The organism is Microbacterium sp. W4I4 (assembly GCF_030816235.1).
Classification (GTDB): Bacteria; Actinomycetota; Actinomycetes; order Actinomycetales; family Microbacteriaceae; genus Microbacterium.
Genome location: NZ_JAUSXT010000001.1, coordinates 85,512 through 112,016 on the forward strand (window position 1 = coordinate 85,512; position 26,505 = coordinate 112,016).

The 26,505-nt window shown below is 68.7% G+C and carries 25 protein-coding genes; 21 read left to right on the forward strand and 4 right to left on the reverse strand.

Annotation, left to right across the window (positions count from 1 at the left end; genetic code table 11):
- Positions 1-14 precede the first annotated feature (14 nt).
- Positions 15-1,841, reverse strand: a complete 1,827-nt coding sequence (locus QF046_RS00440) for a long-chain fatty acid--CoA ligase (RefSeq protein ID WP_307365080.1) — start codon at positions 1,839-1,841, stop codon at positions 15-17.
- A 114-nt stretch (positions 1,842-1,955) separates the two neighbouring features.
- On the opposite strand from QF046_RS00440, the gene QF046_RS00445 reads away from it, so the two are divergent.
- Entirely contained in the window at positions 1,956-2,654 is a 699-nt protein-coding gene (locus QF046_RS00445) for a 1-acyl-sn-glycerol-3-phosphate acyltransferase (protein WP_307365084.1), read from the forward strand.
- A 77-nt stretch (positions 2,655-2,731) separates the two neighbouring features.
- Positions 2,732-4,069 carry a class II 3-deoxy-7-phosphoheptulonate synthase gene (locus tag QF046_RS00450; RefSeq protein WP_307365086.1) on the forward strand — a complete coding sequence of 446 codons (1,338 nt, stop codon included), beginning with the start codon at positions 2,732-2,734 and terminating at the stop codon, positions 4,067-4,069.
- A gap of 19 nt (positions 4,070-4,088) precedes the next feature.
- Here the strand turns inward: QF046_RS00450 and pknB are convergent, their stop codons facing one another.
- Positions 4,089-6,035, reverse strand: a complete 1,947-nt coding sequence (gene pknB, locus QF046_RS00455; protein ID WP_307365087.1) for a Stk1 family PASTA domain-containing Ser/Thr kinase — start codon at positions 6,033-6,035, stop codon at positions 4,089-4,091.
- 97 nt (positions 6,036-6,132) lie between these two features.
- Entirely contained in the window at positions 6,133-7,287 is a 1,155-nt protein-coding gene (locus QF046_RS00460) for a LysM peptidoglycan-binding domain-containing protein (protein WP_307365089.1), read from the reverse strand.
- 187 nt (positions 7,288-7,474) lie between these two features.
- Between QF046_RS00460 and QF046_RS00465 the strand changes: the two genes are divergently transcribed.
- A complete protein-coding gene (locus QF046_RS00465; RefSeq protein ID WP_307365092.1) occupies positions 7,475-7,819 on the forward strand; it encodes an Rv2175c family DNA-binding protein in 345 nt (114 codons plus the stop codon).
- Here the strand turns inward: QF046_RS00465 and QF046_RS00470 are convergent.
- A complete protein-coding gene (locus tag QF046_RS00470) occupies positions 7,710-8,927 on the reverse strand; it encodes a polyprenyl synthetase family protein (protein WP_307365094.1) in 1,218 nt (405 codons plus the stop codon). The genes QF046_RS00465 and QF046_RS00470 overlap by 110 nt on opposite strands.
- 95 nt (positions 8,928-9,022) lie before the next feature.
- On the opposite strand from QF046_RS00470, the gene QF046_RS00475 reads away from it, so the two are divergent.
- The 18 genes from QF046_RS00475 to lspA all read left to right on the forward strand — a co-directional run bounded on the left by QF046_RS00475 (position 9,023) and on the right by lspA (position 26,505).
- On the forward strand, positions 9,023-9,418 hold the full coding sequence (locus QF046_RS00475; RefSeq protein WP_307365095.1) for a DUF3040 domain-containing protein: 396 nt from the start codon (positions 9,023-9,025) through the stop codon (positions 9,416-9,418).
- A 284-nt stretch (positions 9,419-9,702) separates the two neighbouring features.
- Entirely contained in the window at positions 9,703-10,134 is a 432-nt protein-coding gene (mraZ, locus tag QF046_RS00480) for a division/cell wall cluster transcriptional repressor MraZ (RefSeq protein WP_307365099.1), read from the forward strand.
- Positions 10,135-10,231: 97 nt separating this feature from the next.
- Entirely contained in the window at positions 10,232-11,170 is a 939-nt protein-coding gene (gene rsmH / locus QF046_RS00485) for a 16S rRNA (cytosine(1402)-N(4))-methyltransferase RsmH (RefSeq protein ID WP_307365101.1), read from the forward strand.
- Complete coding sequence (locus tag QF046_RS00490; RefSeq protein ID WP_307365103.1) at positions 11,167-11,727, forward strand: hypothetical protein; 561 nt, start codon at positions 11,167-11,169, stop codon at positions 11,725-11,727. Before rsmH ends, QF046_RS00490 begins: the two co-directional genes overlap by 4 nt.
- A 24-nt stretch (positions 11,728-11,751) precedes the next feature.
- Positions 11,752-13,536 carry a penicillin-binding protein 2 gene (locus QF046_RS00495; RefSeq protein ID WP_307365105.1) on the forward strand — a complete coding sequence of 595 codons (1,785 nt, stop codon included), beginning with the start codon at positions 11,752-11,754 and terminating at the stop codon, positions 13,534-13,536.
- A gap of 30 nt (positions 13,537-13,566) precedes the next feature.
- A complete protein-coding gene (murF, locus tag QF046_RS00500; RefSeq protein ID WP_307365108.1) occupies positions 13,567-14,979 on the forward strand; it encodes a UDP-N-acetylmuramoyl-tripeptide--D-alanyl-D-alanine ligase in 1,413 nt (470 codons plus the stop codon).
- Complete coding sequence (gene mraY / locus QF046_RS00505) at positions 14,976-16,085, forward strand: phospho-N-acetylmuramoyl-pentapeptide-transferase (RefSeq protein WP_307365109.1); 1,110 nt, start codon at positions 14,976-14,978, stop codon at positions 16,083-16,085. Before murF ends, mraY begins: the two co-directional genes overlap by 4 nt.
- Positions 16,086-16,088: 3 nt before the next feature.
- Positions 16,089-17,624 carry a UDP-N-acetylmuramoyl-L-alanine--D-glutamate ligase gene (gene murD / locus QF046_RS00510; RefSeq protein ID WP_307365111.1) on the forward strand — a complete coding sequence of 512 codons (1,536 nt, stop codon included), beginning with the start codon at positions 16,089-16,091 and terminating at the stop codon, positions 17,622-17,624.
- Positions 17,593-18,837, forward strand: a complete 1,245-nt coding sequence (locus tag QF046_RS00515) for a putative peptidoglycan glycosyltransferase FtsW (protein ID WP_307365113.1) — start codon at positions 17,593-17,595, stop codon at positions 18,835-18,837. Before murD ends, QF046_RS00515 begins: the two co-directional genes overlap by 32 nt.
- Positions 18,834-19,907 (forward strand): undecaprenyldiphospho-muramoylpentapeptide beta-N-acetylglucosaminyltransferase, encoded by a 1,074-nt coding sequence (gene murG / locus QF046_RS00520; protein ID WP_307365115.1) that lies wholly within the window; start codon positions 18,834-18,836, stop codon positions 19,905-19,907. The genes QF046_RS00515 and murG overlap by 4 nt, the downstream gene beginning before the upstream one ends.
- A gap of 12 nt (positions 19,908-19,919) precedes the next feature.
- Entirely contained in the window at positions 19,920-21,320 is a 1,401-nt protein-coding gene (murC, locus tag QF046_RS00525; protein ID WP_307365117.1) for a UDP-N-acetylmuramate--L-alanine ligase, read from the forward strand.
- Between the two features lie 2 nt (positions 21,321-21,322).
- Positions 21,323-22,318: an FtsQ-type POTRA domain-containing protein gene (locus tag QF046_RS00530; RefSeq protein WP_307365119.1), complete on the forward strand. Its 996-nt coding sequence runs from the start codon at positions 21,323-21,325 to the stop codon at positions 22,316-22,318.
- Between the two features lie 195 nt (positions 22,319-22,513).
- Positions 22,514-23,662: a cell division protein FtsZ gene (gene ftsZ / locus QF046_RS00535; protein ID WP_307365121.1), complete on the forward strand. Its 1,149-nt coding sequence runs from the start codon at positions 22,514-22,516 to the stop codon at positions 23,660-23,662.
- A 19-nt stretch (positions 23,663-23,681) separates the two neighbouring features.
- A complete protein-coding gene (locus QF046_RS00540; RefSeq protein ID WP_307365124.1) occupies positions 23,682-24,368 on the forward strand; it encodes a YggS family pyridoxal phosphate-dependent enzyme in 687 nt (228 codons plus the stop codon).
- Between the two features lie 44 nt (positions 24,369-24,412).
- Positions 24,413-24,883, forward strand: a complete 471-nt coding sequence (locus QF046_RS00545; RefSeq protein WP_307365126.1) for a cell division protein SepF — start codon at positions 24,413-24,415, stop codon at positions 24,881-24,883.
- A gap of 2 nt (positions 24,884-24,885) precedes the next feature.
- Positions 24,886-25,185: a YggT family protein gene (locus QF046_RS00550; protein WP_307365128.1), complete on the forward strand. Its 300-nt coding sequence runs from the start codon at positions 24,886-24,888 to the stop codon at positions 25,183-25,185.
- A 143-nt stretch (positions 25,186-25,328) separates the two neighbouring features.
- Complete coding sequence (locus tag QF046_RS00555; protein ID WP_307365130.1) at positions 25,329-25,916, forward strand: DivIVA domain-containing protein; 588 nt, start codon at positions 25,329-25,331, stop codon at positions 25,914-25,916.
- Between the two features lie 94 nt (positions 25,917-26,010).
- A complete protein-coding gene (gene lspA, locus QF046_RS00560) occupies positions 26,011-26,505 on the forward strand; it encodes a signal peptidase II (protein WP_373425639.1) in 495 nt (164 codons plus the stop codon).

The window sequence follows — 26,505 nt, forward strand, 5'->3', positions numbered from 1 at the left end:
AGCCTGTCGAAGCGTCAGCCCAGCGGCGTGGTGGTGGTGTGTGTCGACGCATCGTAGATCGCGGTGACCTCGTCGGCGAAGTCGTCCAGGATCACATTCCGCTTGATCGAGAGCTTGGGCGTCAGGTGCCCGCTGGCCTCGGTCCACTCGATCGGCAGGATCGTGAACTTGCGGATCGACTCGGCGCGCGAGACGCCCTTGTTGGCGCGATCGACCGCGCGCTGCACCTCGTCGCGGACGGCGGCGTTGCGACTGGCATCCGCCAGCGACATGTCGGAGGGCAGTCCGTTGTTCGCCAGCCAGGTCGGCAGCATCTCGGAGTCGAGAGTGACCAGGGCCGAGATGAACGGCTTCTGATCGCCCAGGACGACCACCTGGCCGACGATCGAGTTGGCCCGGATCGGATCCTCGAGCATTGCCGGGGCGACGTTCTTGCCGCCGGCAGTGACGATGATCTCCTTCTTGCGGCCGGTGATCGTCAGGAAGCCCTCGGAGTCGAAGCTGCCGATGTCACCGGTGCGGAACCAGCCGTCGTGGAACGCGGCCGCGGTGGCCTCCGGGTTGTTCCAGTACTCCTTGAAGACGTTGATGCCCCTGACCTCGATCTCGCCGTCCTCGTCGAGGCGGACACCCACGCCGGGCAGCGCGGGGCCGACGGTGCCGATCTTCGACTTGTCGGCGAGGTTCACTGTCGCGGGCGCGGTCGTCTCGGTGAGGCCGTAGCCCTCGAGGATCACGACGCCGAGGCTGTGGAAGAAGTGCCCGAGGCGCGCACCCAGGGGAGCGGACCCCGACACGGCGTAGGCGACGTTGCCGCCCATGGCTGCGCGCAGCTTGCTGTAGACGAGCTTGTCGAACACGGCGAACTTCACCCGCAGGCCGAAAGGAATCTTCCTGCCCTCCTCGAGCAGGGTCGAGTGCTCGACCGCCGCGGCGGCCGCGGCGCGGAAGATCTTGCCCTTGCCGCCTGCCTCGGCCTTCTGCTCGGCGGAGTTGTAGACCTTCTCGAACACGCGCGGCACGGCGAGCAGGAAGGTCGGCTTGAACGAGCCGAGTGCGGGCAGCAGGTTCCTGGTATCGGGCTGGTGACCGGTGCGCACGCCGGCGTGGATGCCGAGGATGGAGATGAACCGGGCGAAGACGTGCGCGGTGGTGATGAACAGCAGCGTCGAAGCGCCGGGCGTCGTGACGACGGCATCGAGCGACTTGGCGGAGTTGCGCGACAGCTCGACGAAGTTGCTGTGCGTCAGCACGCAGCCCTTCGGGCGGCCGGTGGAGCCGGAGGTGTAGATCAGGGTCGCGATGTCCGAACCGACCGCGAGGCTGCGGCGGCGCTGGATCTCGGCATCCTCGACCTCGGCCCCCCGCGCGGTGAGCGTGTCGATGGCACCCAGGTGCATCTGCCAGACCTCGCGCACCAGCGGCAGATCGCCGCGCACCTCGTCCACGCGGGCGAAATGCTCAGGCGATTCCACGATGAGCGCGGTCGCGCCGGAGTCCTCCATGATCCACTGGATCTGCGAGGGGGAGCTGGTCTCGTAGATCGGCACCATCACGGCCCCGGCGTAGAAGAGCGCGAAATCGACCAGCGACCACTCGTAGGTGGTGCGAGCGATGAAGCCGACCTTCTCGCCGGGCTGGATGCCGGCCGCGACGAATCCCTTCGCCAGGGCGATCACCGCCGTCTCGAAGTCCTTGGCCGTGATGTCACGCCAGCCGGAACCCTCCGGAACGGAGAAGAGCGCCAGGTTCGGCGTCTGCTGCACGCGGATGGCGAGCAGATCGGACGTGTTCGCCTCGGGGTCAGCGGGGACGATCGCAGGGACTTCGAACTGGACCACGGCAGCTCCTTCGATACCAGTCGGACGGGTTGCATCGAGTCTAGGTCATGACATCGAGTCGCATGAACAATGGAACTCGGTCGCGAAGGTGCGGCGGCGATAGACTGCCTCACGATGTTCTACTGGCTGATGAAGTACGTCGCGATCGGGCCGCTGGTCAAGGCGATCTTCCGCCCCTGGGTAGTGGGGCGGGACAACATCCCCACCACAGGTGCGGCGATCTTGGCGAGCAATCATCTCTCCTTCGCGGACTCGATCTTCCTTCCGCTCATGATCGATCGTCCGATGTCCTTCCTCGCGAAGAGCGACTACTTCACCGGCCGGGGCCTGAAGGGATGGGCGACGAAGGTGTTCATGAAGGGCACCGGTCAGATCCCCATCGATCGATCCGGGGGCAAGGCCTCCGAGGCGTCGCTGAACACCGGCCTGCAGATCCTCGGTCGTGGTGATCTGCTCGGCATCTATCCCGAGGGCACCCGCAGCCCCGACGGACGCCTCTACCGCGGTCGCACGGGAATCGCACGGATGGCGCTGGAGGCCAAGGTCCCGGTGATCCCCGTGGTGATGGTCGACACCGATACGGCGATGCCGATCGGCAGTCGCGTGCCGAACATCATGCGCGTCGGCGCCGTCATCGGCGAGCCGCTGGACTTCTCGCGCTACGCGGGCATGGAGAACGACCGCTACATCCTGCGTGCGGTCACCGACGAGATCATGATCGCCCTGCAGCGTCTGGGCGCGCAGCAGTACGACGACGTCTACGCCTCCACGGTGAAGGATCGGCTGCCGCAGAAGAGCGCGAAGCGCGCCTGATCGAGGCTCCCCGGCATGCCCGCGGCGGGCCCGTCACGCGGCATCCTGGCGGCGATTCCGGACACTAGGCTGGGTGGATGCCTCACTCGCACCCCGAACTCGACGCATGGCGCTCGCTTCCCATCAAGCAGCAGCCGCAGTGGCCGGACGCCGAGCGGGTGTCCGCAGTGTCAGGGCAGATCGCCGCACTGCCTCCGCTGGTGTTCGCCGGCGAGGTGGACAACCTGCGCACACGGCTCGCTCGCGCGGCATCCGGGAACGCGTTCCTGCTGCAGGGCGGCGACTGCGCCGAGACGTTCGCCGGGGCGACGGCCGACCAGATCCGCAACCGCATCAAGACGGTGCTGCAGATGGCGGTCGTGCTGACCTACGGTGCGTCGATGCCCATCGTGAAGATGGGACGGATGGCCGGGCAGTTCGCCAAGCCGCGCTCCAGCGACAACGAGACGCGCGGCGACGTCACCCTCCCCGCCTACCGGGGCGACATCGTCAACGGCTACGACTTCACCGAGAAGTCCCGTGAGGCCGACCCGGGCCGGCTGCTGCAGGGATACCACACCGCGGCATCCACGCTGAACCTGATCCGCGCGTTCACGCAGGGCGGCTTCGCCGACCTGCGCGAGGTGCACTCCTGGAACCGCGGCTTCGCGCAGAACCCGGCCAACCAGCGCTACGAGCGGATGGCGGCCGAGATCGACCGCGCCATCAAGTTCATGGAAGCGGCCGGCGCCGACTTCGACGAGCTCAAGCGGGTGGAATTCTTCACGGGCCACGAAGGCCTGCTGATGGACTACGAGCGCCCGATGACGCGCATCGACTCGCGCACGGAGACGCCGTACAACACCTCCGCGCACTTCCTGTGGATCGGGGAGCGCACCCGCGACCTCGACGGCGCGCATGTCGACTACTTCTCGCGCATCCGCAATCCCATCGGCGTCAAGCTCGGTCCGACGACGTCGCCCGAGACCGCACTCGCCCTGATCGACAAGCTCGACCCGAACCGCGAGCCCGGACGACTGACCTTCATCACGCGCATGGGCGCCGGCAAGATCCGCGACGCGCTGCCGCCGCTGCTGGAGGCCGTCAAGGACTCCGGTGCGACCCCGCTGTGGGTCACCGACCCGATGCACGGCAACGGCATCACCACGCCCACCGGCTACAAGACGCGTCGCTTCGACGACGTGGTCGACGAGGTGCGCGGATTCTTCGAGGCGCACCGCGCGGTGGGCACGTTCCCCGGCGGCATCCACGTCGAGCTCACCGGCGACGACGTCACCGAATGCCTGGGCGGGTCGGAGCAGATCGACGAGGCCGGCCTCGCGACGCGCTACGAGAGCCTGTGCGACCCGCGCCTGAACCACATGCAGTCGCTGGAACTCGCGTTCCTCGTGGCCGAGGAGCTCGAGAAGCGCTGAGCTGTCGCGGTCTTCCGCGTCAGCCCTTGAGCTGAATGGTCAGCTTCACGGTGCCGCCCCTGGGCAGTGTGCCGTCGCCGGGCTTCTGCGCCACCACGATGGCCATGTCCGCGAACCCCGGTAGATCGCCCCAGCCGGCATAATCGACCTTCAGTCCGACCCCTGTGATCTTGGCCTTGGCCTGGGTGAGGGTCATGTCCACGACGTTCGGCACCTCGATCGGGCGCGGCCCCTTCGACACGGTCAGCTTCACGGTGTCATCGGGGCGCCAGCTGCCACCGCCGGGGCGCTCGGTGGTCTGGGCGATCACGCTGCCCTTGGCGACCGAGTCGCTCCAGTCCTCGGGAGTGTCGCCGTCGACCTTCAGACGGGCGTCCTCGAGGATCTGCTTCGCCTCGTCGAGCGGCTTGCCGACCACGTTCGGCAGCTCACCGAGCGAGACCTGGATCAGCGCGTCGTCGTCTTCGAACAGCTCGCAGCCGTCTCCGCACGCGTACGTGTCGCCGTCTGCGCGCGGGGTGATCCGCACGTTCAGGACGAGACCCTTCTCGAGTGCGGCGAAGTACTCCTCGACGTTCTCGGCGACGTTGACGCCGTTGGCGACGAGAGTCTGCCGCGCCTTCTCCTCGGTGAGGCCGCTGAGCTTTCCCATGGTGTGCTTGGCCGGTCCGGAGGACACGATCAGCGTGACCGTGCTCTCCTTCTCGACGCGCTCGCCCTCGCCGGGGTCGGTGTCGATGACGTCGCCCTTCGGGACGTCGACGGAGGACTTCTCGGTGGAGGTCGAGGTCAGCCCCTCCGCCTTGATGGCGCTCTGCGCATCTGCGAGCGCCATACCGGCGACATGAGGCACGGCGATCAGCGAACCGGGGCCGGAGCCGAACCACCAGCCGACGCCGCCTGCCGCGACGGCCAGCAGCAGCACCAGCGACAGCAGGAGTGCTCCGCGCGCGCGCCGCGTGGCGGTGCGCCGACGCAGACGGGTGCCGTTGTCGGCACCCTCGGAAGCCGCGGGCGCCGTCGGGACGGGCAGAATCGAGGTGCTTCCGGGGAGGATCTTGGTGACCGCGCCCGAGTCGTGGTCGGATGGCGATGCCGTCATCGCGGTGGTGACGGGGGAGACCCCGAGGTCGCGCTCGATCTCGCGGAGCCGGTCGAGCATCTCCTGCGCATTCAGCGGACGGTCGTCCGGGGACTTCTCGGTCGCCCACAGCACCAGTTCGTCGAGCGGCTCGGGGACTCCGGGATTGCGGACGCTGGGACGCGGGACCTGCTCGGTGGCGTGCTGGAAGGCGATCTGCATCGGCTGCTCGCCCTTGTACGGCTGCTCGCCGACGAGCATCTCGTAGAGCATGATGCCCAGCGCGTAGATGTCGCTGCGGGCATCCGCCGTGCCGCGGGTGACCAGCTCGGGGGCGAGGTATGCGATGGTGCCCAGCAGCTGCGCGCCGGTCGCCGTGTTCGCGGTCGTGGCGCGGGCGAGCCCGAAGTCGCCGATCTTGATGCGACCGTCCTCGGCCAGCAGCACGTTCTCGGGCTTCACGTCGCGGTGCACGATCCCCGCGCGGTGCGCGGCGGACAGGCCCGAGAGGATGGCATCCATGATCATCACGGTCTGTGTGACCGTCAGACGCTTCTGCTCGCGCATGAGCTCGCGCAGCGTGATGCCTGGCAGGTACTCCATCACGAGGTACGCGAGCTCGCCGTCCTGCCCCTGATCGAAGACGTTGACGACGTGCGGGTCCGCCAGGCGGGCGGCGGAGCGGGCCTCCTGGATGAACCTGCTCTGGAAGGCGGAGTCGTCGCTCAGATGCGCGTGCATGACCTTCAGCGCGATGCGCCGCTCGAGCCGCATGTCGGTCGCGACGTAGACCGTCGCCATGCCGCCGCGGGCGATGCGCGCCCGCACACGGTACCGACCGTCGACAAGCCGCCCGATGAGAGGGTCGGCCTGCGGAGTGTTCACGGAACGAGTCTATGAATAACCGGCTGTGAGGCCCGGGAACGGCGCACCTCAGGCAGGTTTCGATCCGGTGACGAACCGCGTGTCGCCGTGTTGCCCGTCACCGCAGCGATGCCAGCCAGCTGTGCGCCTGCGTCTCCCACTGGCCGTAGCGATCCGGGTACGCCGAGACCTGCACGGCCTGTGCCGCGTCGGTGAACTTCTTCGACTGCCAGCCGGCGAGGTCCAGCAGACCTCGGCTGGCGGCGCCGTTCGGGTCGCGGGGGCCGCCGTAGAACACGCGGATGCTGCGATCGGCATCCAGGATCTGCGCGGCCGTGCCCCAGCCCTGGGTGGGTCGCTGCTGGAAGAGCCCCAGCGAGTCGCGGTCGCCGTGGTCGAGGTTGCGCATCGAGGATTCGACCATGGCCGTGGCCAGGGCGATCGCTATGCCGCGGTCGGGAACGCCGAGTTCGCGGCCCACGCGGATGATGTGCTGGGCGTGAGCGCGCTGGGTCGCGTCCAGCTTCGCGGAGCGCTGAGCCGGTGCCGGGGGAGCGAGACGCAGCGCCTGCCCGGGGTAGATGATGCTCCCGTTGCCGAGCCCGTTCGCCTGCAGGAGCGCGGCGACGCTCGTGCCGTACTTCTTCGCGATGGCGAACAGCGTGTCGCCGATGGCCACTGTGTGGGACGTCGGCGCGGAGGCAGGAGCAGGGGATGCGGCCGGCGTCGTGGTCTTCGGCACGGAGGCCGTCGCCGGTGCGGCGCCGACCTTCAGCTTCTGCCCGGGGTGGATCATGGCCGAGCCGCCGAGCCCGTTGGCCGCGATGATCTTCGCGACCGTGGTGCGGTACTTGCGGGCGATCGCGTAGACGATGTCGCCGCGCACGACGGTGTGCGTCGTGGTGCCGGCGGTCGGGGCGGACGCGGGCTTCGGGGTCGGCTTCGCCGCGGCGGGAGCCGCCGTCAGACGCAGCGTCTGGCCCGGGTAGATCACCGAGCGCCATCCGAGTCCGTTCCAGGCGAGAACATCCGCAGGGCGCAGTCCATTGCGGATCGCGATGGAGGACACGGTGTCTCCGGGGTTGACGGTATAGGTCGTGCGCGCCGCCGCCGCCAGTCGCACGGGCGCCGCCGTGTGCGGTTGCGCGCCGTTCGGGAGCATCGCGTGGACGGGAGCGGGAATCGTCCCTGCTCGCGCGGGTTCCGCGGCGTCGGCGGGGGCGGCCGTCAGGACGGTTGCCAGTGCGCCGATGACCGCGACCGGGGCCGTCATGTGTGCTGCCCGAGTGCGAGCGGAGTGATTATTCATGTCTTTCCCCCTGTTTTCCCTCAGGACACGCTGACACGGTTGTAAACGGATGTCAACAGAAGTGGCTGGTGTGACTGGAGTTGTTCGAGGGGTCGAAGCGCGCAGACAGCCCGCGCGCACACGCGCGCCGGTGGGGTGAGATAGTTGACGGGTGCCTGAGAACGTCTCCGAGAATTCCGCCTGGTTGACCATCCCCGATCTCGTCGAGGTCCTCGACGAGACCCCAGGTCGGGTGCGCCGACTGCTCGACGAGCACTATCTGATCGGCTCCCGGCGCAACGGGGTCTTCTCGGTGCCGGCGATCTTCATCGTCGACGGGCGTCCGCTGTCGTCGCTGCGCGGCACGGTCATGGCGCTGCAGGACGTCGGGTTCGACGATGACGAGGTCATCGACTGGCTGATGACCGAGGAGGAGAACCTGGGCAGGACGCCGATCGCCGCCCTGCTCGACGGTCACAAGAGCGCCGTTCGGCGCATCGCGCGCACGCTCGCCTGATCATCGATCGACTCCGATCCGCTTCGACTGTCAGGCCGAGCGACTGATCGCCGCCTGCGCCAGCGTTCGCAGGCCGATCGCGGAGGCCTCGTCGATCGCCGCGGATGCCAGTGCCAGCTCCGCCTGATCGGTGCAGTCCGAGATCATGCTCTCGATGCGCTCGACGGACCCCTGTGCTCCTGATCAGCCGCTGCAGCGAGGTGACGGTATCGGGGGACAGCTCGGGATCGCCCAGGGCGGCATCGAGCTCCGCGCGGGTCGAATCCGACAGCTGCTCGCGCGCCACGGCGATCAGCGCGGTGCGCTTGCCCTCGCGCAGATCGTCGCCGGCGGGTTTTCCCGTGACTGCGGGATCACCGAAGACGCCGAGCAGATCGTCGCGCAGCTGGAAGGCCATCCCGACCGGATGGCCGAATGCGCGCAGCGAAGCGAGCAGCGCCTCGTCCGCCCCGGCCAGGGTCGCGCCCAGCAGCAGCGGTTCCATCACGCTGTACCGCGCGGACTTCAGGGATGCCACGCGCAGGGCGCGCTCGAGCAGATCCTCCGGCGGACTGACGCTCCACGCCGATTCCTCGGTGATGTCGAGCATCTGCCCCATGGTCACGTCGCGGCGCATCCGCGCGTACTCGGCACGTGTGGCCGGCGCGTGAGGATGCTCGGAAAGCGCGTCCTCGAGCAGATCGTCGCTCCACGCGACGAGGAGATCGCCGAGCAGCACCGCGGAGGAGCGGCCGAAGGACTCGGCATCCCCATGCCAACCGGCCGAGCGGTGCGCGGCCTCCAGTGCGCGGTGGGCGGCGGGGCGGCCGCGCCGAGTGTCGGAGTTGTCGATCAGGTCGTCGTGCACGAGTGCAGCCGACTGGAAGATCTCCAGCGCCGCGCACAGCCCCCAGAGAGGCTCGAGGTCTGCGTCCTCGTCGGGCGAAGCCGCCTGCCAGCCTGCGTGACAGAAGCGCGCGCGCAGACGTTTGCCCCCGCCGAGGGTGTCCTTCGCGGCATCGACGAAGAGAGTGGATTCTGCTCCGTACTCGGCACTGTCGGCCTGCAGGGCGGTCAGGAAGGCCGCAAGACGTGAGGCGACCGCGTCGCCGACGAAGGAGGAGGGCACGATTCCCAGCCTAGATGCAGGATTCGCGTGGCGTTCGGCTAGCCGGTCGCCCTGAGCGCGGGTAGAGTGGATAGACCGAACCGAGGGGGTTGGACATGCCTCTTTCCGAACAAGAGCAGCGCATGCTCGATGAGATGGAACGCCATCTCCTCCAGCACGATGCCGACGTCGTGAGCGCGCCGTCAGGAGACCGTGCGCTCAGCTACCGCAATCTGATCTACGGCGCCCTGCTGCTGCTCGCCGGAGTCGGCGGCCTGATCGCCGCCGTCGTCGCCAGCGGCGACCTCGGAGCCACCTGGAGCATCGTCATCGGCGTCGTCGCGTTCCTCGCGATGCTCGGCGGCGCGATGCTGGCCTTCACGCCGGTTCGACGCGCCTCGCTGGACGTGCCCCCGGACGCCTCATCAGCCGGGCACAGCACGCGACCGCACGACACCTCTTTCATGGATCGCATGAACGACCGGTGGGATCGTCGACAGGACGAGCGCTGACTCAGCACATGGACTGACACGGCACCTGAACGACACAGACGCGAACTGACACAGATACGAAGCCCGGATGCTCAGCATCCGGGCTTTTTCGTGCTCTGCGGCCACGATCCTCCACTTCCCCTCCACTCTCCCTCCACCCCCGTGATCCGCGTGATCACGGGGGTTTTTCGATTCCATCCCGAGAGATCGCCGAGAATGCGAGCAACTGGTCGTAGGAAAGTGGAGCGGAGTGGAGTAAAGTGGGGCGCACCTCGAGTTGGCCGGACGAAGGGGGGTGATGGCCGATGTTGTTGGGAACGCACACACCGAAGCTCGACGACAAGGGCCGTGTCATCCTCCCCGCGAAGTTCCGTGAGGATCTTGCCGGCGGCATCGTCGTCACTCGAGGACAGGAGCGCTGCCTCTATGTGTTCAGCACGGCGGAGTTCGAGGCGATGCACGACCGCATCCGCCAGGCGCCCCTGAGCAACAAGCAGGCTCGCGACTTCCTGCGACTGTTCCTCTCCGGCGCCAGCGCCGAGATGCCCGACAGTCAGAACCGCATCACGCTTCCCGTTCACCTGCGTCAGTACGCAGGGCTCGAGAAGGAACTCGTGGTCACCGGAGTCGGCGCCCACGCCGAGATCTGGGACGCGTCCGCATGGAACGCGTACCTGGAAGGCAATGAAGAGTCCTACGCAGATCTGGAACAGGAGGTGATTCCCGGATTGTTCTGACCACGGCTGTGATGCCTCGCCGCTCCGCCCCGACACACTTCCCCGGTGCCGGGTCGAGCGGAGAGGAATCAGAGCCGGAGGTCACGGGAAAACGATCATGAGTCTCCGCGACATCCACACCCCGGTGCTCCTCGAGCGCTGCATCGAACTGCTCGCCCCCGCGCTGGTAGCCGACGGTGCCGTGCTCGTCGACGCGACCCTCGGAATGGGAGGGCACTCCGAGGCCTTCCTCGAGAGGTTCCCGAACATCCGCCTGATCGGCCTGGACCGCGACACCGACGCCCTCGGGATCGCGGGGGAGCGCCTCGCGCCATACGCCGACCGCATCAGCCTGGTGCACACCGTCTACGACGAGATCGGCCTGCATGCGCAGGGCGCATCGGCGATCCTCTTCGACCTGGGCGTCTCATCGCTGCAGCTCGACGAGGCCGACCGCGGCTTCGCGTACTCCAAGGACGCACCGCTGGACATGCGGATGGATCAGACCAAGGGGCGCACGGCGGCGACCATCCTCGCCGAGTACAGCGAGGGTCAGCTGCGCCGCATCTTCGAGCGCTACGGCGAGGAGAAGCTCGCCGGCCGCTACGCTCGCTTCATCATCGCGGCGCGCGAGAAGCAGCCGATCGAGCGCTCCGGTGAGCTCGTCGACCTGCTCATCGCCGCCACCCCCGCCGCCGTCCAGCGGGCCGGACATCCCGCGAAGCGCGTGTTCCAGGCGCTGCGCATCGAGGTCAACTCCGAGCTGAGTGTGCTGGCCGACGCCATCCCCTCGGCGATGGACGCGCTCAACGTCGGCGGCCGCATCGCCGTCATGGCCTACCAGTCGTTGGAGGACCGCCTCGTCAAGCAGGCCTTCGCCGCGGCAGCCGCCTCCACGGCTCCGGCGGGCCTCCCCGTCGAGCTGCCAGAGCACGCACCGCGATTCCGGATCCTCACCAAGGGCGCCGAGATGGCAGGAGAAGCCGAGCGTGCGGTCAACCCGCGCGCCATCCCGGTGCGCCTGCGCGCCGCCGAGAAGCTGAGGGAGACGGCATGAGCCTGACCGCCGCGCGCGTCCAGCCGCGCACCGACCCACGTCCGGCGCGGACGCGATGGCTGCGTGCCGTCACCGCCCCGGCAGCACGTAGACGCCCGAAGCTCGCCGGCGCCGTGCTCGCCGTCGGCGGTGCGCTGGCGATCGGCGCAGCCCAGATGGGAATCTCCCTCGCCTCCACCCAGGACGCCTTCGTCCTCGCCGACCTCAACAGTCAGCAGCACGAGCTGAACCTGCAGAAGCAGGCGCTGGACGACGAGCTCGTCGGCCTGAACTCCCCGCAGGCGCTGGCCAGCAAGGCCGCCGACCTGGGTCTGGTCGTGGCGGGGGCCGCCTCGTATCTGCGCCTCAGCGACGGTGCGGTGCTGGGTGCGGGTCACGGCGCGGACTGGATCTCGACCGTCGACCCGAACGGCGCGACCAAGGTCGGCAACTCCCTCATCGCGCCTCCGGTGACTCCTGCTCAGGACACGCCGGCGGCGGATGCCACCGCGCAGACCGCCGAGCCCGCCCTTCCCCCCGCGATCACCGACGGACTGCCGTCGCCGACCACCCGCTGACCCGGACAGGATGGAGCCCGCCCCGTGAGCACTCGAGCAACGCGCGGAACGAGACGGCGCACGGTCGTCGCGCTCGCGGTGATCCTGACCGTCCTGTGCGCCTTCGTCTTCCGGCTGGTCGACATCCAGGTCGTGCACGCCGACGATCACGTCGCCGAGTCGCTGGGCCAGATGAGCAGCTCCTCGACGGTCCCCGGCGCCCGAGGCGACATCGTGGACGCCAACGGGACGGTGCTCGCCCAGGGAGCGTTCGTCTACGACTCGCAGCTGGATCCCAAGCTGATCAACGACTTCGAGACCAAGCCGGCCCTGAAGAAGAAGGCGAAGATGCCCTGGTCGGAGGCCAGCGAGAGGATCGCCGAGATCGTCGGGATGACCGGAGACGAGGTCCGCGCTCTCGTGTCCGCGAAGCTGGCGGCGGATCCGACCAGCCAGTACGCGAAGCTGAAGAACGGCCTGTCGACCGATCAGTACCTCGCCCTGCGCGACCTCAAGCTCGCGTACGTCCACAGCACGGCGCGGCCCGTGCGGGTCTACCCCAACGGCGCCGTCGCGGGAAACCTCGTCGGCTTCCTGAACGGGGCGGGCAAGGCCGAGTACGGTATCGAGCGGATGCAGCAGCAGTGCCTCGCCGCGACGAGCGGCACCAACACGTACAAGCGCGGCCAGGGCGGCGTGCGCATTCCGGGCAGCGAGCGCACCGTGCCGGCCGTCGACGGCGGCACCGTGCAGCTCACGATCGACAGCGATCTCAACTGGTACCTGCAGCAGATGATCGCCGAGGAGGCGCAGCGTCAGGGAGCCATCTCGGGCAGCGTCACCGTGGTCGAAGTGAAGACCGGCAAGATCCGCGCCGCGGCCGAGTACCCCTCGGTGGATCCCAACGACATCAACGCCGTGGATCCCGAGTACTGGCGCTCCCACATCTTCTCCGACGCGCACGAGCCCGGATCGACCTTCAAGGCGGTCACCGCCGCGACCATCATCGACCAGGGCAAGGCCACCTGGTCCTCGCACGTCAGCGCGAAGTCACGCGAGAAGCTCCCCAACGGGCAGGTCATCAACGACGCGTTCCCGCATCCGCAGAACGAATACACCCTCGCAGGTGCGCTGATCGACTCCTCGAACGTGGCGCTGTCGAAGTTCGGCACGATGGTCGACCCTGTGACGCGAGCCGACTACCTCGAGCGGTTCGGCGTCGGCCACAAGACCGCGATCGGGTTCCCCGCCGAGCAGAAGGGTCAGGTCATCGACCCGGCGAAGTGGGACGCGCGGACGCTGTACACCACGACCTTCGGGCAGGCGTTCACCGTCACTCCCGCGCAGCTCGCGGGTGCATACCAGGCGCTCGGCAACAACGGGAAGAAGATCGACCTGTCGCTGGTGGAGTCCTGCACCGACGCGGACGGCACGGTGCACAAGGCGCCGGAGCCTGCGAGCGAGCAGATCATCAAGCCGGGCACGGCCAAGGAGGTACTGCGGATGCTGGAGAACGTCGCCGTGCAGGGCGGCAACGCCCGCGCCATCGAGATCCCCGGATACCGGATCGGCATCAAGACGGGCACCGCAGAGAAGGCCAACGGCCGCGGCGGGTACAAGAAGGGCATCTACTTCACGAGCATGATCGGCATCGCCCCGATCGAGGACCCGCAGTACATCGTGGAGGTCACTCTCGACGAGCCGACTAAGATCAGAAGTTCGGCAGCGAACGCCGTCGCCTTCCAGCAGGCGATGACCCAGGTGCTCAAGACCTACCGCGTCGCGCCGTCCTCGCAGCCGATGGAAGAGCTGCTTCCCAAATTCGACTAGCCGGCGCTGAGCCGCGCATGGAGATGTCACATGATCGCTCTGTCGCTCGCCGAGATCGCCGAGATCCTTCACGGTGAGCTGCGGCTGACCGGTGCGGACACCCCGGAGACTGTGGTGGACGGCTCGGTCGACACGGACTCGCGCGAGATGCGCCCCGGATCGATCTTCGTCGCCAAGCCCGGGGAGGCCACTGACGGACACCGGTTCGTCGGCGCCGCCGTCGAGGCCGGCGCGGTCCTCGCGATCGTCGAGCGTCCGGTGGACGACGCGGTCACGCAGATCGTCGTGGACGACGCCGTCGAGGCCCTCGCCGATCTCGCCCGGGAAGTCGTCGCGCTCGTACGCACGGCAGGAGACCTGCGCATCGTGGGGATCACCGGATCCAACGGCAAGACCACCACGAAGAACTTCCTCGCCCGCATCCTGCAGGACGACGGCGAGACTGTGGCGCCGGTGCGCTCCTACAACAACGAGGTCGGCGCACCGCTGACCATGCTGCGCGTGACCGAGTCGACCCGGTATCTGGTCAGCGAGTTCGGCGCAGCCGGGCCCGGCAGCATCGCCCGTCTCGCAGGGCTGGTCGAGCCGGACGTCTCCGTCGTGCTGATGGTCGGGCTCGCGCACGCCGGAGGATTCGGCGGCATCGAAGGCACCGCACGCGCCAAGTCCGAGCTGGTGCAGGCGGCCCGCCATGGCGGCGCGGCCGTGCTCAACATCGACGATCCGCGGGTCTGGGCCATGCGCGAGATCGCCGCCGAGCGCGATCTGACCGTGGTCTCCTTCGGGCAGGCCGAGGGTGCCGACGTGCGCGCCGAGGAGATCGTCGTGACCGCCTCGGGCACCTCGTGCACCATCGTGCACGACGGACAGCGGCTGGCGCTGCGCCTCCAGGTGCTCGGCGCCCACCACATCGCCAATGCCCTGGCGGCCATCGCCGCCGCGAGCGTGCTCGGCGTCTCGGCATCCGATTCCATCTCCCGTCTGGAGACGGTGCAGATCGCTGAGCGCTGGCGGATGCAGCCGATGGGCAGCGACCGCGTGCGCATCATCAACGACGCCTACAACGCCAGTCCCGACTCGATGGCCGCAGCCCTGCGCACCCTCGCGCAGATCACCGCACCGGGGGAGCGCACCGTCGCCGTCCTCGGCGCGATGAGCGAGCTCGGCGAGGCCGCGGGCGAGGAGCACGACCGCATCGGCCTGCTGGCCGTGCGACTGAACATCCAGCGCATCGTGGTCGTGGGGGCCGAAGCCCGTCGCCTGTACCTGTCGGTCGTCGGCGAGGGATCGTGGGACAGTGAAGCCGTGCATCTGCTCGATCAGGACGCCGCGTTCGAATACCTGAAGACTGAGCTGCGCGACGGCGACCGCGTACTCGTGAAGTCATCCAACTCCGTGGGGCTCCGGCATCTCGGCGATCGTCTGGGAGAATGGTTCTCGTGAGGTCCTTGCTTATGGCGACGGCGATATCGCTCGCCTTCTCGCTCTTCCTGACTCCGGTGTTCCTGAAGGGGTTCCGTCGGATCGGCTGGGGGCAGGTCATCCGCACCCCTGAGGACATCGCCAACCCGAGCCACGAGGCCAAACGCGGCACGCCCACGATGGGCGGCGTGATCTTCATCCTCGGCACGATCGTCGGCTACTTCGCCGGCACGTTCTTCGGCGGCACCACTCCTGCCTTGTCGGCGATCCTGGTGCTGTGGCTCATGGTCGGCTTCGGCGTGGTCGGCTTCATCGACGACTACATGAAGGTGCGCAGCCAGCGCAGCCTCGGTCTGTCCGGCTGGCGCAAGATCGTCGGCCAGCTCGCGGTGCTGATCCCGTTCGGCGTGGTCGCGCTGAACTTCCCGAACTCGCTCGGACAGTATCCGGCCAGCGGCTTCGTCTCCTTCTTCCGCGACATCTCCTGGCTGAACCTGTTCGCCTTCGGAGCCGTGCTCGGCTGGATCCTGTATCTGATCTGGATCTCGGTCATCGGCGTCGCGACCTCCAACAGCGTCAACCTCACCGACGGGCTGGACGGCCTCGCGGCCGGAGCCGGCGTCTTCGTCGTGGGCTCCTACGGCCTGATCGCGTTCTGGCAGTTCAAGCAGTCCTGCGTCGGCGAGGGCATGAACGCGGTGGGCTGCTACGAGGTGCGCGAGCCACTGAACCTCGCGACCGTCGCCGCGGCGTTCGCGGGCGGTCTGATCGGGTTCCTCTGGTGGAACGCGCCGAAGGCGAAGGTCTTCATGGGCGACGTGGGGTCGATGGCCATCGGCGGTGTGGTCACCGCGATGGCGATCCTCACACGCACCGAACTGCTGCTGTTCGTGATCGCCGGCATCTTCGTGCTCTCCTCGGGCTCCGTCATCCTGCAGCGGGCGTACTTCAAGATCACCCGCGGCAAGCGACTATTCCTGATGAGTCCCTTCCACCATCATCTCGAGATGCGCGGGTGGGCCGAGGTGACCATCGTCGTGCGGCTGTGGATCATCGCCGGGCTGCTGGCGGCATCCGCCGTCGGGCTCTTCTACGTGGACTGGTTCGCCCAGGCCTCGAACGGCTGACCCGTGACCACGGATCGCCTTGACACGCTGACCAGCTGGCACGCCGACTGGAGCGGGCTCCGCGTCGCGGTGCTGGGGCTGAGCGTCACCGGCTTCTCCGCCGCGGACACGCTCACCGAGCTCGGCGCCGACGTGCTGGTCCTCTCCGAAGACGCTTCGGAGGAGTACGCCCGTCTCGTGCCCGTCATCGGTGCGCGCCTCGAACTCGGCTCCCTTGCGGAGGTCCCCGACTCGCTGCGCGACTTCGCCCCCGAGGTCATCGTCGCGTCCCCGGGATTCTCACCCTCGCATCCGGTGATCGTCTGGGCGCAGCAGAACGCGATCGCGCTCTGGGGAGACGTCGAGCTCGCCTGGCGGGTACGCGACAAGGTCGTCCGCGCCGACGGCACGCCCGCCGACTGGGTGCTCATCACCGGCACCAACGGCAAGACGACGACCACCCAGATCACGGCCACGCTGCTGAACGCGGGCGGACTGCGCGCGGCCCCGTGCGGCAACATCGGCATCCCCGTGCTGGACGCGGTGCGCGACCCAGGCGGCTTCGATGTGCTCGTGGTCGAGCTCTCCAGCCATCAGCTCTGGTACATCGGACAGTCCGCGCCCGCAGGCCAGCTGGTGCCGTACGCGGCCACCTGCCTCAATCTGGCCGACGACCATCTCGTCTGGCATGGCAGCGCCGAGGAGTACCGCGCGGCCAAGGCGTTCGTGTACCGGCACACCCGCGTCGCCTGCGTCTACAACAAGTCCGACCTCGCCACCCAGCGGATGGTCGAGGAGGCGGACGTCACCGACGGCGCCCGCGCCATCGGGTTCGACCTCGGCACGCCCGGCCCGAGCGACGTGGGCGTCGTGGACGGCATCCTCGTGGACCGCGCCTTCCACGACGACCGCCGGCACAGCGCGCTGGAGCTGACCACCGTCGACGAGCTGCGCTCCGCGGGGCTCGCCGCGCCGCACGTCGTGCAGAACATCCTTGCGGCATCCGCCCTGGCCCGCTCGCTCGGCGTGGAGCCCGCGGCGATCCACGACGCGCTGCAGAGCTTCACGATGGACGCCCACCGCATTCAGATCATCGCCGAACACCGGGGCATCCGGTGGGTCGACGATTCCAAGGCGACCAACCCGCACGCCGCCGCGTCATCGCTGCGCGCCCACCCCGGTGCGATCTGGGTCGTCGGGGGAGATCTGAAGGGCGTCGACCTCAGCGAGCTCGTGTCGGATGCCGGTGCGACGGCCGGCGGCGCGATCGTCATCGGCGTCGACCGGGAGCCCGTGCTGACGGCATTCCGGCGACACGCGCCGCACGTGCCGGTCTTCGAGGTCGTCCCTGGCGACACTGAAGGGGTCATGGACCGCGTCGTGGAGCTGGCGACGGGGATGATCGACGGCGAGGGCACGGTTCTGCTGGCCCCCGCGGCGGCATCCTTCGACCAGTTCTCCAGCTACGCGGACCGGGGAGAGCGCTTCGCCCAGGCGGTGCGCGAATGGATCGGACGGGGGAGCGCGGATGACGCAGACGGCTCACCCACCGCGCACTGACGCCCGCGGTCTCGCGGCACGCGTCTCGCTCGGCAGGCTCTTCGCCCCGCCGTCCACCGAGTTCGTGATGATCGCGTCGACCGCGGTGCTGCTCACGATCTTCGGCGTGGTCATGGTGCTCTCCGCCACCAGCGCGAACCCCACCGCACCGCTGGACGCGGCGCTGAAGCAGGGGGTGTTCGCGCTCATCGGCATCCCGCTGATGATGCTCGTCAGCCGTCTGCCCATCGCGTTCTTCGGCAAGATCGCCTGGCCGGCGCTGATCCTGGCCGTGCTGTTCCAGCTGCTCGTGTTCGTGCCCGGAGTGGGTGTCTCATCGTACGGCAACCGGAACTGGATCAACCTCGCAGGCATCCAGCTGCAGCCGTCGGAGTTCCTCAAGCTCGCCCTCGCCATCTGGATCGCGTTCGTGCTGCTGCGCAAACAGAGCAAGCTCGGCACCTGGCACCAGGTCTTCATCCCCGTCGTACCGGTCTCGATCCTCGCGATCGGCACGGTGATCGCCGGCAACGACCTGGGCACCGTGATGGTGCTCGTGCTCGTCGTGCTGGGCTGCCTGTTCTTCTCCGGAGCCAAGCTGCGGCTGTTCATCCTGCCGCTGCTGCTCGGGCTGGTCGCGGTGCTGGGTTTCGCGCTGACCAGCGAGAACCGGATGAATCGCATCCTGTCTGCCTTCTTCCCCAAGGCCTGCGACCCGACCAATGAGTGCTACCAGGCCGTGCACGGCATGTGGGGGCTCGCCAACGGCGGCTTCTTCGGCGTGGGGCTGGGCAACTCGCAGGAGAAGTACTGGCTGCCCGCCGCCTCGAACGACTACATCTTCGCCATCGTCGGCGAAGAGCTCGGCATGCTCGGCTGCCTGCTCGTGCTGGCACTGTTCGGCGTGTTCGCCGTCGGAGCGTTCCACATCATCCGCAAGACGAATGATCCGTTCGTGCGCATCGCATCCGGCGGCATCGTGGTCTGGATCATCGGCCAGGCGCTGTTCAACATCGGCGTGGTGCTGCGCATCCTGCCCGTGATGGGCGTGCCGCTGCCGTTCATGTCGCAGGGCGGCACGTCCCTGCTGTCGGTGATGATCGCGTGCGGCGTGCTGCTGGCCTTCGCCCGCACCATCCCGGCCGCCGAGAAATCGTCCGCGAAGGCCTCGCCGGCCGCGAAGAGGACCGCTGGACGCCCGAGCGCAGGTCGCAAGGGTAAGGTCGCTCGGTGACCACCTATCTTCTGGCCGGTGGGGGAACCGCCGGCCACGTCAATCCGCTGCTCGCCGTCGCCGACCGTCTGCGCGAGCGCGACGGCGCCGAGGTGCTCGTGCTCGGTACGAAGGAAGGGCTCGAGTCCCGACTCGTGCCCGCCCGCGGCTACGAGCTGCTCGTCGTCGACAAGGTGCCGTTCCCGCGGCGCCCGAACCGCGCGGCCGCGGCCTTCCCGATCCGCTTCGGTCGTGCCGTGTCGCAGGCGCGCGCGCACATCCGCGCGCATGACGTGGACGTCGTCGTCGGCTTCGGCGGCTACGCGTCGGCCCCGGCGTACGTGGCGGCCCGACGCGAGAAGATCCCCTTCGTCGTGCACGAGGCCAACGCCAGGCCCGGCCTGGCCAACGTGCTCGGGGCGCGTCGCGCGGCAGCGGTCGGCGTGGCCTTCGACGGCACTCCGCTGCGCGGCGGCGAGGTCGTCGGCATGCCGCTGCGCCGCGAGGTCATGGAGTTCGACCGTGCGGCCCTGCGCGACGAGGCGGCGGCGGAGTTCGGACTGGATCCCGCGAAGCCCGTGCTGCTGGTCTTCGGCGGGTCACTGGGCGCACTGCGACTGAACAACGCGTTCGCCGATGCCTGGCAGGACGTGCTCGACGCGGGCTGGCAGCTACTGCATGTCACGGGCGAGCGCAGCGACCTGACGGCTCCGGATGCCGAGGGCTACAGCCTGCGCCGCTACGTCGACCGGATGGATCTCGCTTTCGCCCTCGCCGATCTGATCGTCTCGCGCGCCGGCTCCGCGACGGTCAGCGAGATCAGCGCCCTCGGCATGCCCGCGATATACGTGCCGTACTCGGTCGGCAACGGCGAGCAGAGGCTGAACGCCGGCTCCGCGGTGGCCGCGGGGGCGGCGATCCTGCTGGACGACGAGACCTTCGACGGCGACGTGGTGCGCAGGCAGGTCGTGCCCATGCTGGGCGACCGCGAGCGCATCGAGCGGATGACGGATGCCGCGCAGCACGTCGGCACGCGCACCGGCACCGAGAACCTGATCGGCCTCATCGATCGCGCCCTCGCGGAAAAGTAGACTGGTGAAGACATGATCAGACCCGACCTCACGCTCCCCATCCCCGAGACCATCACCTCCGCGCACTTCATCGGCATCGGCGGCTCCGGGATGAGCGGACTCGCCAGGATGTTCCTCGACGCCGGCATCCGCGTCTCCGGATCCGACCGCTCCGACAGCGAAAACCTGCGCGCCCTCGCCGCCGCCGGTGCGACCGTGCACGTCGGCCATGACGCCGCACATCTCGGCGACGCCGACACCGTGATCCACACCGGCGCCATCTGGCCCGAGAACCCTGAATTCGTCACAGCCAAGCAGCGCGGCCTGCACGTCATCCACCGCTCCCAGGCGCTGTTCTGGCTGATCGGCGGTCGCCGACTGGTCTCCATCGCCGGCGCGCACGGCAAGACGTCGTCCACCGGGATGCTGGTGACCGCGCTGCAGGCGCTGGGCGCCGACCCGAACTTCGTCAACGGCGGCGTGATCGAGCAGCTCGGCGTGTCCAGCTCCTCCGGCACGGACGAGCTGTTCGTCATCGAGGCCGACGAGTCCGACGGCACCTTCCTGCTCTACGACACCTCGATCGCCCTGATCACGAACGTCGACCCCGACCACCTGGACTTCTTCGGCTCGGAGGACGCCTTCTACGACGCCTTCGTGCGCTTCGGCGACGAGGCGAGCGAGGCCGTCGTGATCTCCAGCGACGATGCGGGCGCGCAGCGCGTGCACGCCGCACTCAGCCACCGTCGCATCATCACCTTCGGGCGCGCGGCGGATGCGGATCTGCGCGTGGAGGACATCGACACCGCCGGCGGGGTCTCCGCAACGCTCGTGCATGCCGGCGAGTCCGTGCGCATGCAGTTGGCGGTCCCCGGTGCCCACAACGCAATCAACGCCGCGGGCATCGTCGCCGTGCTGATCACCCTCGGGTACGGCCTGACCGACGCCGCGCATGCGGTGGAGGGTTTCGCCGGAACGGTGCGCCGTCTCGAGCTGCACGGCGAGGCGCGCGGCGTGCAGGTCTACGACGACTACTCGCACCACCCGACCGAGGTGCGCGCGGCCCTCGAGGCGATGCGCGGCATCACCGGGTCCGGCCGCCTGATCGCGATCCAGCAGCCGCACACCTACTCGCGCACCCAGCACATGTACCGCGAGTTCGCGGCCGTGCTCGAGGAGCTCGCAGATCACACCGTGATGCTCGACGTCTACGGTGCACGCGAAGATCCGGTGCCCGGCGTGACCGGCGAACTGGTCAGCGGCGCGTTCGCCGACCCCGCCAAGGTGCACTACGTGCCGGACTGGCAGGCGGCCGCCGATCACACCGCCGAGGTCGCCCGCGCCGGCGACGTCGTCGTCACCCTCGGCTGCGGCGACGTCTACCGGATCATCCCGCAGGTGCTCGACTCCCTCCGGCGCACGTCCGAGGACTGAGGATGCGTCGACCGGCACCGCTCCCGGCATCCGCGGAGGAGCCCGAGAAGGCTGAGACGGAGGCTCCCCGCGAGCCCCGGTCGCGGCTGTTCGGCTCGCGCGGGCCCACCGCCGAGGCGGGGCGGGCGGATGCCGATGAGCGGCCTGCCGCGGACGATCACGAGGAGCCCGTCGACGCGCACGCGGAGACCGCCGTCATCGACGACGGCTCCCTGCCGTCCGGGAAGGACGCAGCGACCCCGCTCGTGCGCAGCAGCGACGTGTGGCGCGCCGCGCGCGCCAGGCGCAAGGCGCTGCGCGCGGAGATCCGCCGCTTCACGCAGCGCTCGCGCCGTCGTCGCATCGTGGTGTGGGGTTCAGTCGGTGCCGTCCTGGCGCTCGTCCTGGGCAGCGTCATCGCCGCCTACAGCCCGCTGTTCGCGGTGGAGAAGATCACCGTCGCCGGTGCTCACGCCGTCGATGCGGCGGCCGTGCAGCAGGCGCTCGACGGGCAGATCGGCGCCCCGCTGGCCCTCGTGGACGCGAGTGCGGTCAAGTCCGCGCTGATGAAGTTCCCGATCATCGAGTCCTACGCGCTGGAGGCCCGCCCGCCGCACGACCTGCTCGTGCGGATCGTGGAGCGCACACCCGTCGGCGTCCTCCGATCCGACGCCGGCTACACGCTGGTGGATGCCGCCGGAGTGGTCCTGGCGACCACGCCCGACAAGCCCGAGGGGCAGCCGACCCTGTCCATCAAGGGGGGATCCGATTCGGCGGCCTTCCGCAGCGCGGGGCTGGTCGTGCGGTCGCTGCCCGCGCAGCTGCGCGCCCAGGTCACGAAGGTGACGGCATCCTCGGCGGACGACGTGACGCTCTCGCTGGGGGACGGGAAGACCGTCGTCTGGGGGAGCGAGGACGACTCCGTCGAGAAGGCTCTGGTGCTGGTCGCGCTGATCAGGAACGCCCCCGCATCGCGCACCTTCGACGTCTCCGCTCCGAGCGTTCCCGTCGTCCGCTGAGTCGCTTTCGCCCCCTTGGCGGCGTCGACCGGACGGGTTGTCGCGGAGATCGCCCCGACACGCCGTGTCGCTGCGCGCCCAGGCCTGGCTTGCGCTTACCGTCGATCACGAGAACGCAATACCGGGAAACAGTTTAACCCTCTCGTAGAGGTTGAAGGTTTATCCCTCGTCAGGCTCGAATAACGGAGGCCGGCCATGAGCCAGAACCAGAACTACCTCGCCGTGATCAAGGTCGTCGGCGTCGGCGGTGGCGGCGTCAACGCCGTCAACCGGATGATCGACCTCGGACTCCGCGGAGTCGAGTTCATCGCCGTGAACACCGACGCGCAGGCGCTGCTGATGAGCGACGCCGACGTGAAGCTCGACGTGGGTCGTGAGCTCACCCGAGGACTCGGCGCGGGTGCCGATCCCGAGGTCGGACGCCGCGCCGCCGAGGACCACGCCGAAGAGATCGAACAGGCGCTCACCGGCGCCGACATGGTCTTCGTCACCGCCGGAGAGGGCGGCGGCACCGGAACCGGTGGCGCGCCCGTCGTCGCCCGCATCGCGAAGTCGATCGGCGCCCTGACCATCGGCGTCGTCACCAAGCCGTTCTCCTTCGAGGGTCGTCGTCGCCAGAGCCAGGCAGAGGCCGGCGTCGCGAAGCTCAAGGAGGAGGTGGACACCCTCATCGTCGTGCCGAACGACCGTCTGCTCGAGATCAGCGACCGCGGCATCTCGATGATCGAGGCCTTCGCCACCGCCGACCAGGTGCTCCTCGCCGGTGTGCAGGGCATCACGGACCTCATCACCACCCCCGGCCTCATCAACCTCGACTTCGCCGACGTCAAGTCGGTGATGCAGGGCGCAGGCTCGGCACTGATGGGCATCGGCTCCGCCCGCGGCGCCGACCGTGCGATCAAGGCGGCCGAGCTCGCCGTCGAGTCGCCCCTGCTGGAGGCATCCATCGAGGGCGCGCACGGCGTGCTGCTGTCGATCCAGGGTGGTTCCAACCTGGGCATCTTCGAGATCCACGACGCGGCCGACCTCGTCAAGGAGGCCGCACACCCCGAGGCCAACATCATCTTCGGAACGGTCATCGACGACACCCTCGGCGACGAGGTGCGCGTCACGGTGATCGCGGCAGGCTTCGACGGGGGCTCGCCCTCGACGCGGCTCGAGCCGATGGTCGTCGAGCGCCCCGTGGCCAGCACGCTGCCCGAGGTGCGCCTCGACAGCGCGTCCGAGGACACGAGCACCGAGCAGGCGAAGCCGGTCGCTCCGGCTCCGGCTCCCGTGATGTCGAGCATCGAGCCCGCGTTCAGCGACGACAGCGACCTCGACATCCCCGAGTTCCTGAAGTAAAGGGACTCCGACGAGACCGATGACCTACGAAGACCTGGCCGCACGGCTGTCGGCGATCGACGAGCGGATCGCCGACTCCGCGCGGGCGGCCGGCCGCGATCCGGGTGAGATCACCCGGATCGTGGTCACCAAGTTCCATCCCGCGCAGCTCGTCCGCGACCTGCACGCGCTCGGGGTCGGGGAGGTCGGGGAGAACCGGCAGCAGGAGCTGACGGCGAAACGCGCGGAGCTCACCGACCTGGACCTGCGCTGGCATTTCATCGGGCAGGCGCAGACCAACAAGGCCGCGGCCATCAGGCGCGCCTCCGATGTCGTGCACTCGGTGGACCGCGCACGCCTGGCCGACTCGCTGCACCGCGCGGCGACCGACGATCGCTCCCTCGACGTCCTCGTCCAGGTCAACCTGACCGAGGACGCGGACAGAGGCGGCAGCACGCTGGCGGATGCCGAGGCGCTGGCCGAGCACGTGCTCGGCCTCGACTCGCTGCGCCTGCGCGGCGTGATGGCCGTGGCGCCTCTCGATGAGGACCCCGCATCGGCGTTCACCCGGCTGCGCGAGGTGGCGGATCGCATCCGACTGCTCGCTCCCGACGCCACCTGGATCTCCGCCGGCATGACCGGCGACTTCGCCGAGGCGATCGCCGCCGGCGCGACACACCTGCGGATCGGATCCGCAATCACAGGACCCCGCCCCGAGCGGGGTTAACCTGTGAACCAGACCAACCCGAACCGTTCGAACCGGAGGACACGATGGGTAACCCGCTGAAGAAGACCATGGTGTATCTCGGCCTCGCCGACGAGGAAGAGGTCTTCGAGGAGGACGCCGCTCAGGCTCCTGCTCGCGCACCGCGCGACCGCGTCGAGCGTGAGCGCGAAGAGCACGCCACGGCCCCCGTCACCCCGCTGCGACGCCCCACTGCGGTGCGTCAGCCCACGGCGGGTGCGGTGAACGAGATCCTCACCGTGCACCCCAAGCAGTACCGCGATGCGCAGGTCATCGCCGAGAACTTCCGCGAGGGCGTTCCGGTGATCATCAACCTGTCGCAGATGAGCGATGCGGACGCGCGGCGTCTGATCGACTTCGCGAGCGGTCTCTCGCTGGGGCTCTACGGGCGCATCGAGCGGGTCACCAGCAAGGTGTTCCTGCTCTCGCCTGAGAACATCGCGGTATCCGGCCAGGGCGGCCTCGCTCAGGCGGAGTCCGCCTCGTTCGACTCCTGACCTTGGGTGCTGTACTCAGCGTCATCGGCAGCATCGTAGAGCTGGTGCTGACGCTGTACATCTTCGTGCTCATCGCGCGTCTGGTCCTGGACTACATCCCTCTGTTCAACAGGCAGTGGCGCCCCCGGGGCGCGGGCCTGGTGCTCGCCGAGTTCGCGTACACCCTCACCGACCCGCCGATCCGGTTCTTCCGTCGGGTCGTGCCTCCGCTGCGGTTGGGCACCATTTCGTTGGATTTCGGGTTCGCACTGACCATGATCGTCGTGCTCATCCTGATCACGATCGTGCGCGCTCTGACGTGACCCACCGGACGCGTGCTCATCGCGGCGCACAGACTGGGGGGCTATGCTTGGCTCCCAGGCGCGCGCCCCGGGTACGCGTCGACTGAACACCGTGCCATCGTCTGACGACTGGCCGAAAGAACTCACCGAAAGAGGAGCCACCCATGGCACTTACCCCGGATGACGTCGTCCACAAGGAGTTCCAGCACGTCCGGTTCAAGGACGGCTTCGACCCTGAAGAGGTCGACGACTACCTCGACGAGATCGTCGTCGAATGGCGCAAGACCATCGAGGAGAACAACGAGCTGAAGGCGAAGCTCGCCGCGTTCGAGTCCGGTGAGGGTGCTGCCGCTCCGACCGCCGCAGCTCCCGTGGCCGAGGCTCCCGCAGCCCCTGTCCAGGCGGCTCCCGTCGCCGAGGCATCGGCCACCGGCACCTCTGCCGGCATCATCGAGCTCGCTCAGCGTCTGCACGACGAGCACGTCGCCGAGGGTGAGGCCAAGCGCAAGCAGCTCATCCAGGACGCCGAGTCCGAGGTGGCGCGCATCCGCACCGAGGCCGAGGCCAAGCAGCGCGAGGAATCCGCTCGTCTCGAGCGCGAGCGCAACACGCTCGAGGGCCGCATCACCGAGCTGCGCGAGTTCGAGCGCGATTACCGCGGCAAGCTCCGCGCGATGATCGAGGGCCAGCTGCGCGACCTCGACCAGAAGTCGTCGACGGACGCCACGCCCGTCTCCGCCATCGGCCTGTAGGTCACCGTTGGCAGGACGTCGTCCCCTTCGTCGGTCGGCGGCCGGTGCGATCGTTGCGGTTCTCGCAGCGGTGGTGCTGGCCGCCGATCAGTTTGTGAAGTACCTCACCGTCGAGAACCTGCCGCTGCAGGAGGCCGTCCCGGTGCTGGGGAACTTCCTCCAGCTGTTCTACATCCGCAACTCCGGCGCTGCGTTCTCCATAGGCGCCGGGATGACGTGGATCTTCACGATCGCGCTGACCATCGTCGCCGGTGTCATCATCTGGAAGACGCTGGGCGTGCGCTCCCGGCTCTGGGCGGTCGTGCTCGGCGTTCTGCTCGGCGGAGTGCTGGGCAATCTCACCGACCGGCTGCTGCGTGAGCCCGGGTTCGCGGTCGGTCACGTCGTCGACATGATCTCGATGCCGTGGATGCTGCCCGCGATCTTCAACGTGGCCGACATCTTCATCGTCACGGGGATGATCTCGGTGGCGCTGCTCGTGGTCATCGGGCTGCGGTTGGACGGCACTCGCGAGCGCGACCACGCGGCGGGCGACGCGGTGGCTCCCGAGACGGATGCTGCGACCGCCGCGTCCGCGAACGAGGCCTGA

Excerpts from the sequence above, each read along its gene's own strand:
- QF046_RS00530 (WP_307365119.1), top strand. The coding sequence starts at position 21,323 with ATGCGTCGACCGGCACCGCTCCCGGCATCCGCGGAGGAGCCCGAGAAG.
- QF046_RS00540 (WP_307365124.1), top strand. The coding sequence starts at position 23,682 with ATGACCTACGAAGACCTGGCCGCACGGCTGTCGGCGATCGACGAGCGG.
- QF046_RS00545 (WP_307365126.1), top strand. The coding sequence starts at position 24,413 with ATGGGTAACCCGCTGAAGAAGACCATGGTGTATCTCGGCCTCGCCGAC.
- ftsZ (WP_307365121.1), top strand. The coding sequence starts at position 22,514 with ATGAGCCAGAACCAGAACTACCTCGCCGTGATCAAGGTCGTCGGCGTC.
- QF046_RS00490 (WP_307365103.1), top strand. The coding sequence starts at position 11,167 with ATGAGCCTGACCGCCGCGCGCGTCCAGCCGCGCACCGACCCACGTCCG.
- QF046_RS00475 (WP_307365095.1), top strand. The coding sequence starts at position 9,023 with ATGCCTCTTTCCGAACAAGAGCAGCGCATGCTCGATGAGATGGAACGC.
- QF046_RS00460 (WP_307365089.1), bottom strand. The coding sequence starts at position 7,287 with ATGACGGCCCCGGTCGCGGTCATCGGCGCACTGGCAACCGTCCTGACG.
- mraZ (WP_307365099.1), top strand. The coding sequence starts at position 9,703 with ATGTTGTTGGGAACGCACACACCGAAGCTCGACGACAAGGGCCGTGTC.
- murF (WP_307365108.1), top strand. The coding sequence starts at position 13,567 with ATGATCGCTCTGTCGCTCGCCGAGATCGCCGAGATCCTTCACGGTGAG.
- murC (WP_307365117.1), top strand. The coding sequence starts at position 19,920 with ATGATCAGACCCGACCTCACGCTCCCCATCCCCGAGACCATCACCTCC.
- QF046_RS00515 (WP_307365113.1), top strand. The coding sequence starts at position 17,593 with ATGACGCAGACGGCTCACCCACCGCGCACTGACGCCCGCGGTCTCGCG.
- QF046_RS00555 (WP_307365130.1), top strand. The coding sequence starts at position 25,329 with ATGGCACTTACCCCGGATGACGTCGTCCACAAGGAGTTCCAGCACGTC.
- QF046_RS00450 (WP_307365086.1), top strand. The coding sequence starts at position 2,732 with ATGCCTCACTCGCACCCCGAACTCGACGCATGGCGCTCGCTTCCCATC.
- rsmH (WP_307365101.1), top strand. The coding sequence starts at position 10,232 with ATGAGTCTCCGCGACATCCACACCCCGGTGCTCCTCGAGCGCTGCATC.
- QF046_RS00445 (WP_307365084.1), top strand. The coding sequence starts at position 1,956 with ATGTTCTACTGGCTGATGAAGTACGTCGCGATCGGGCCGCTGGTCAAG.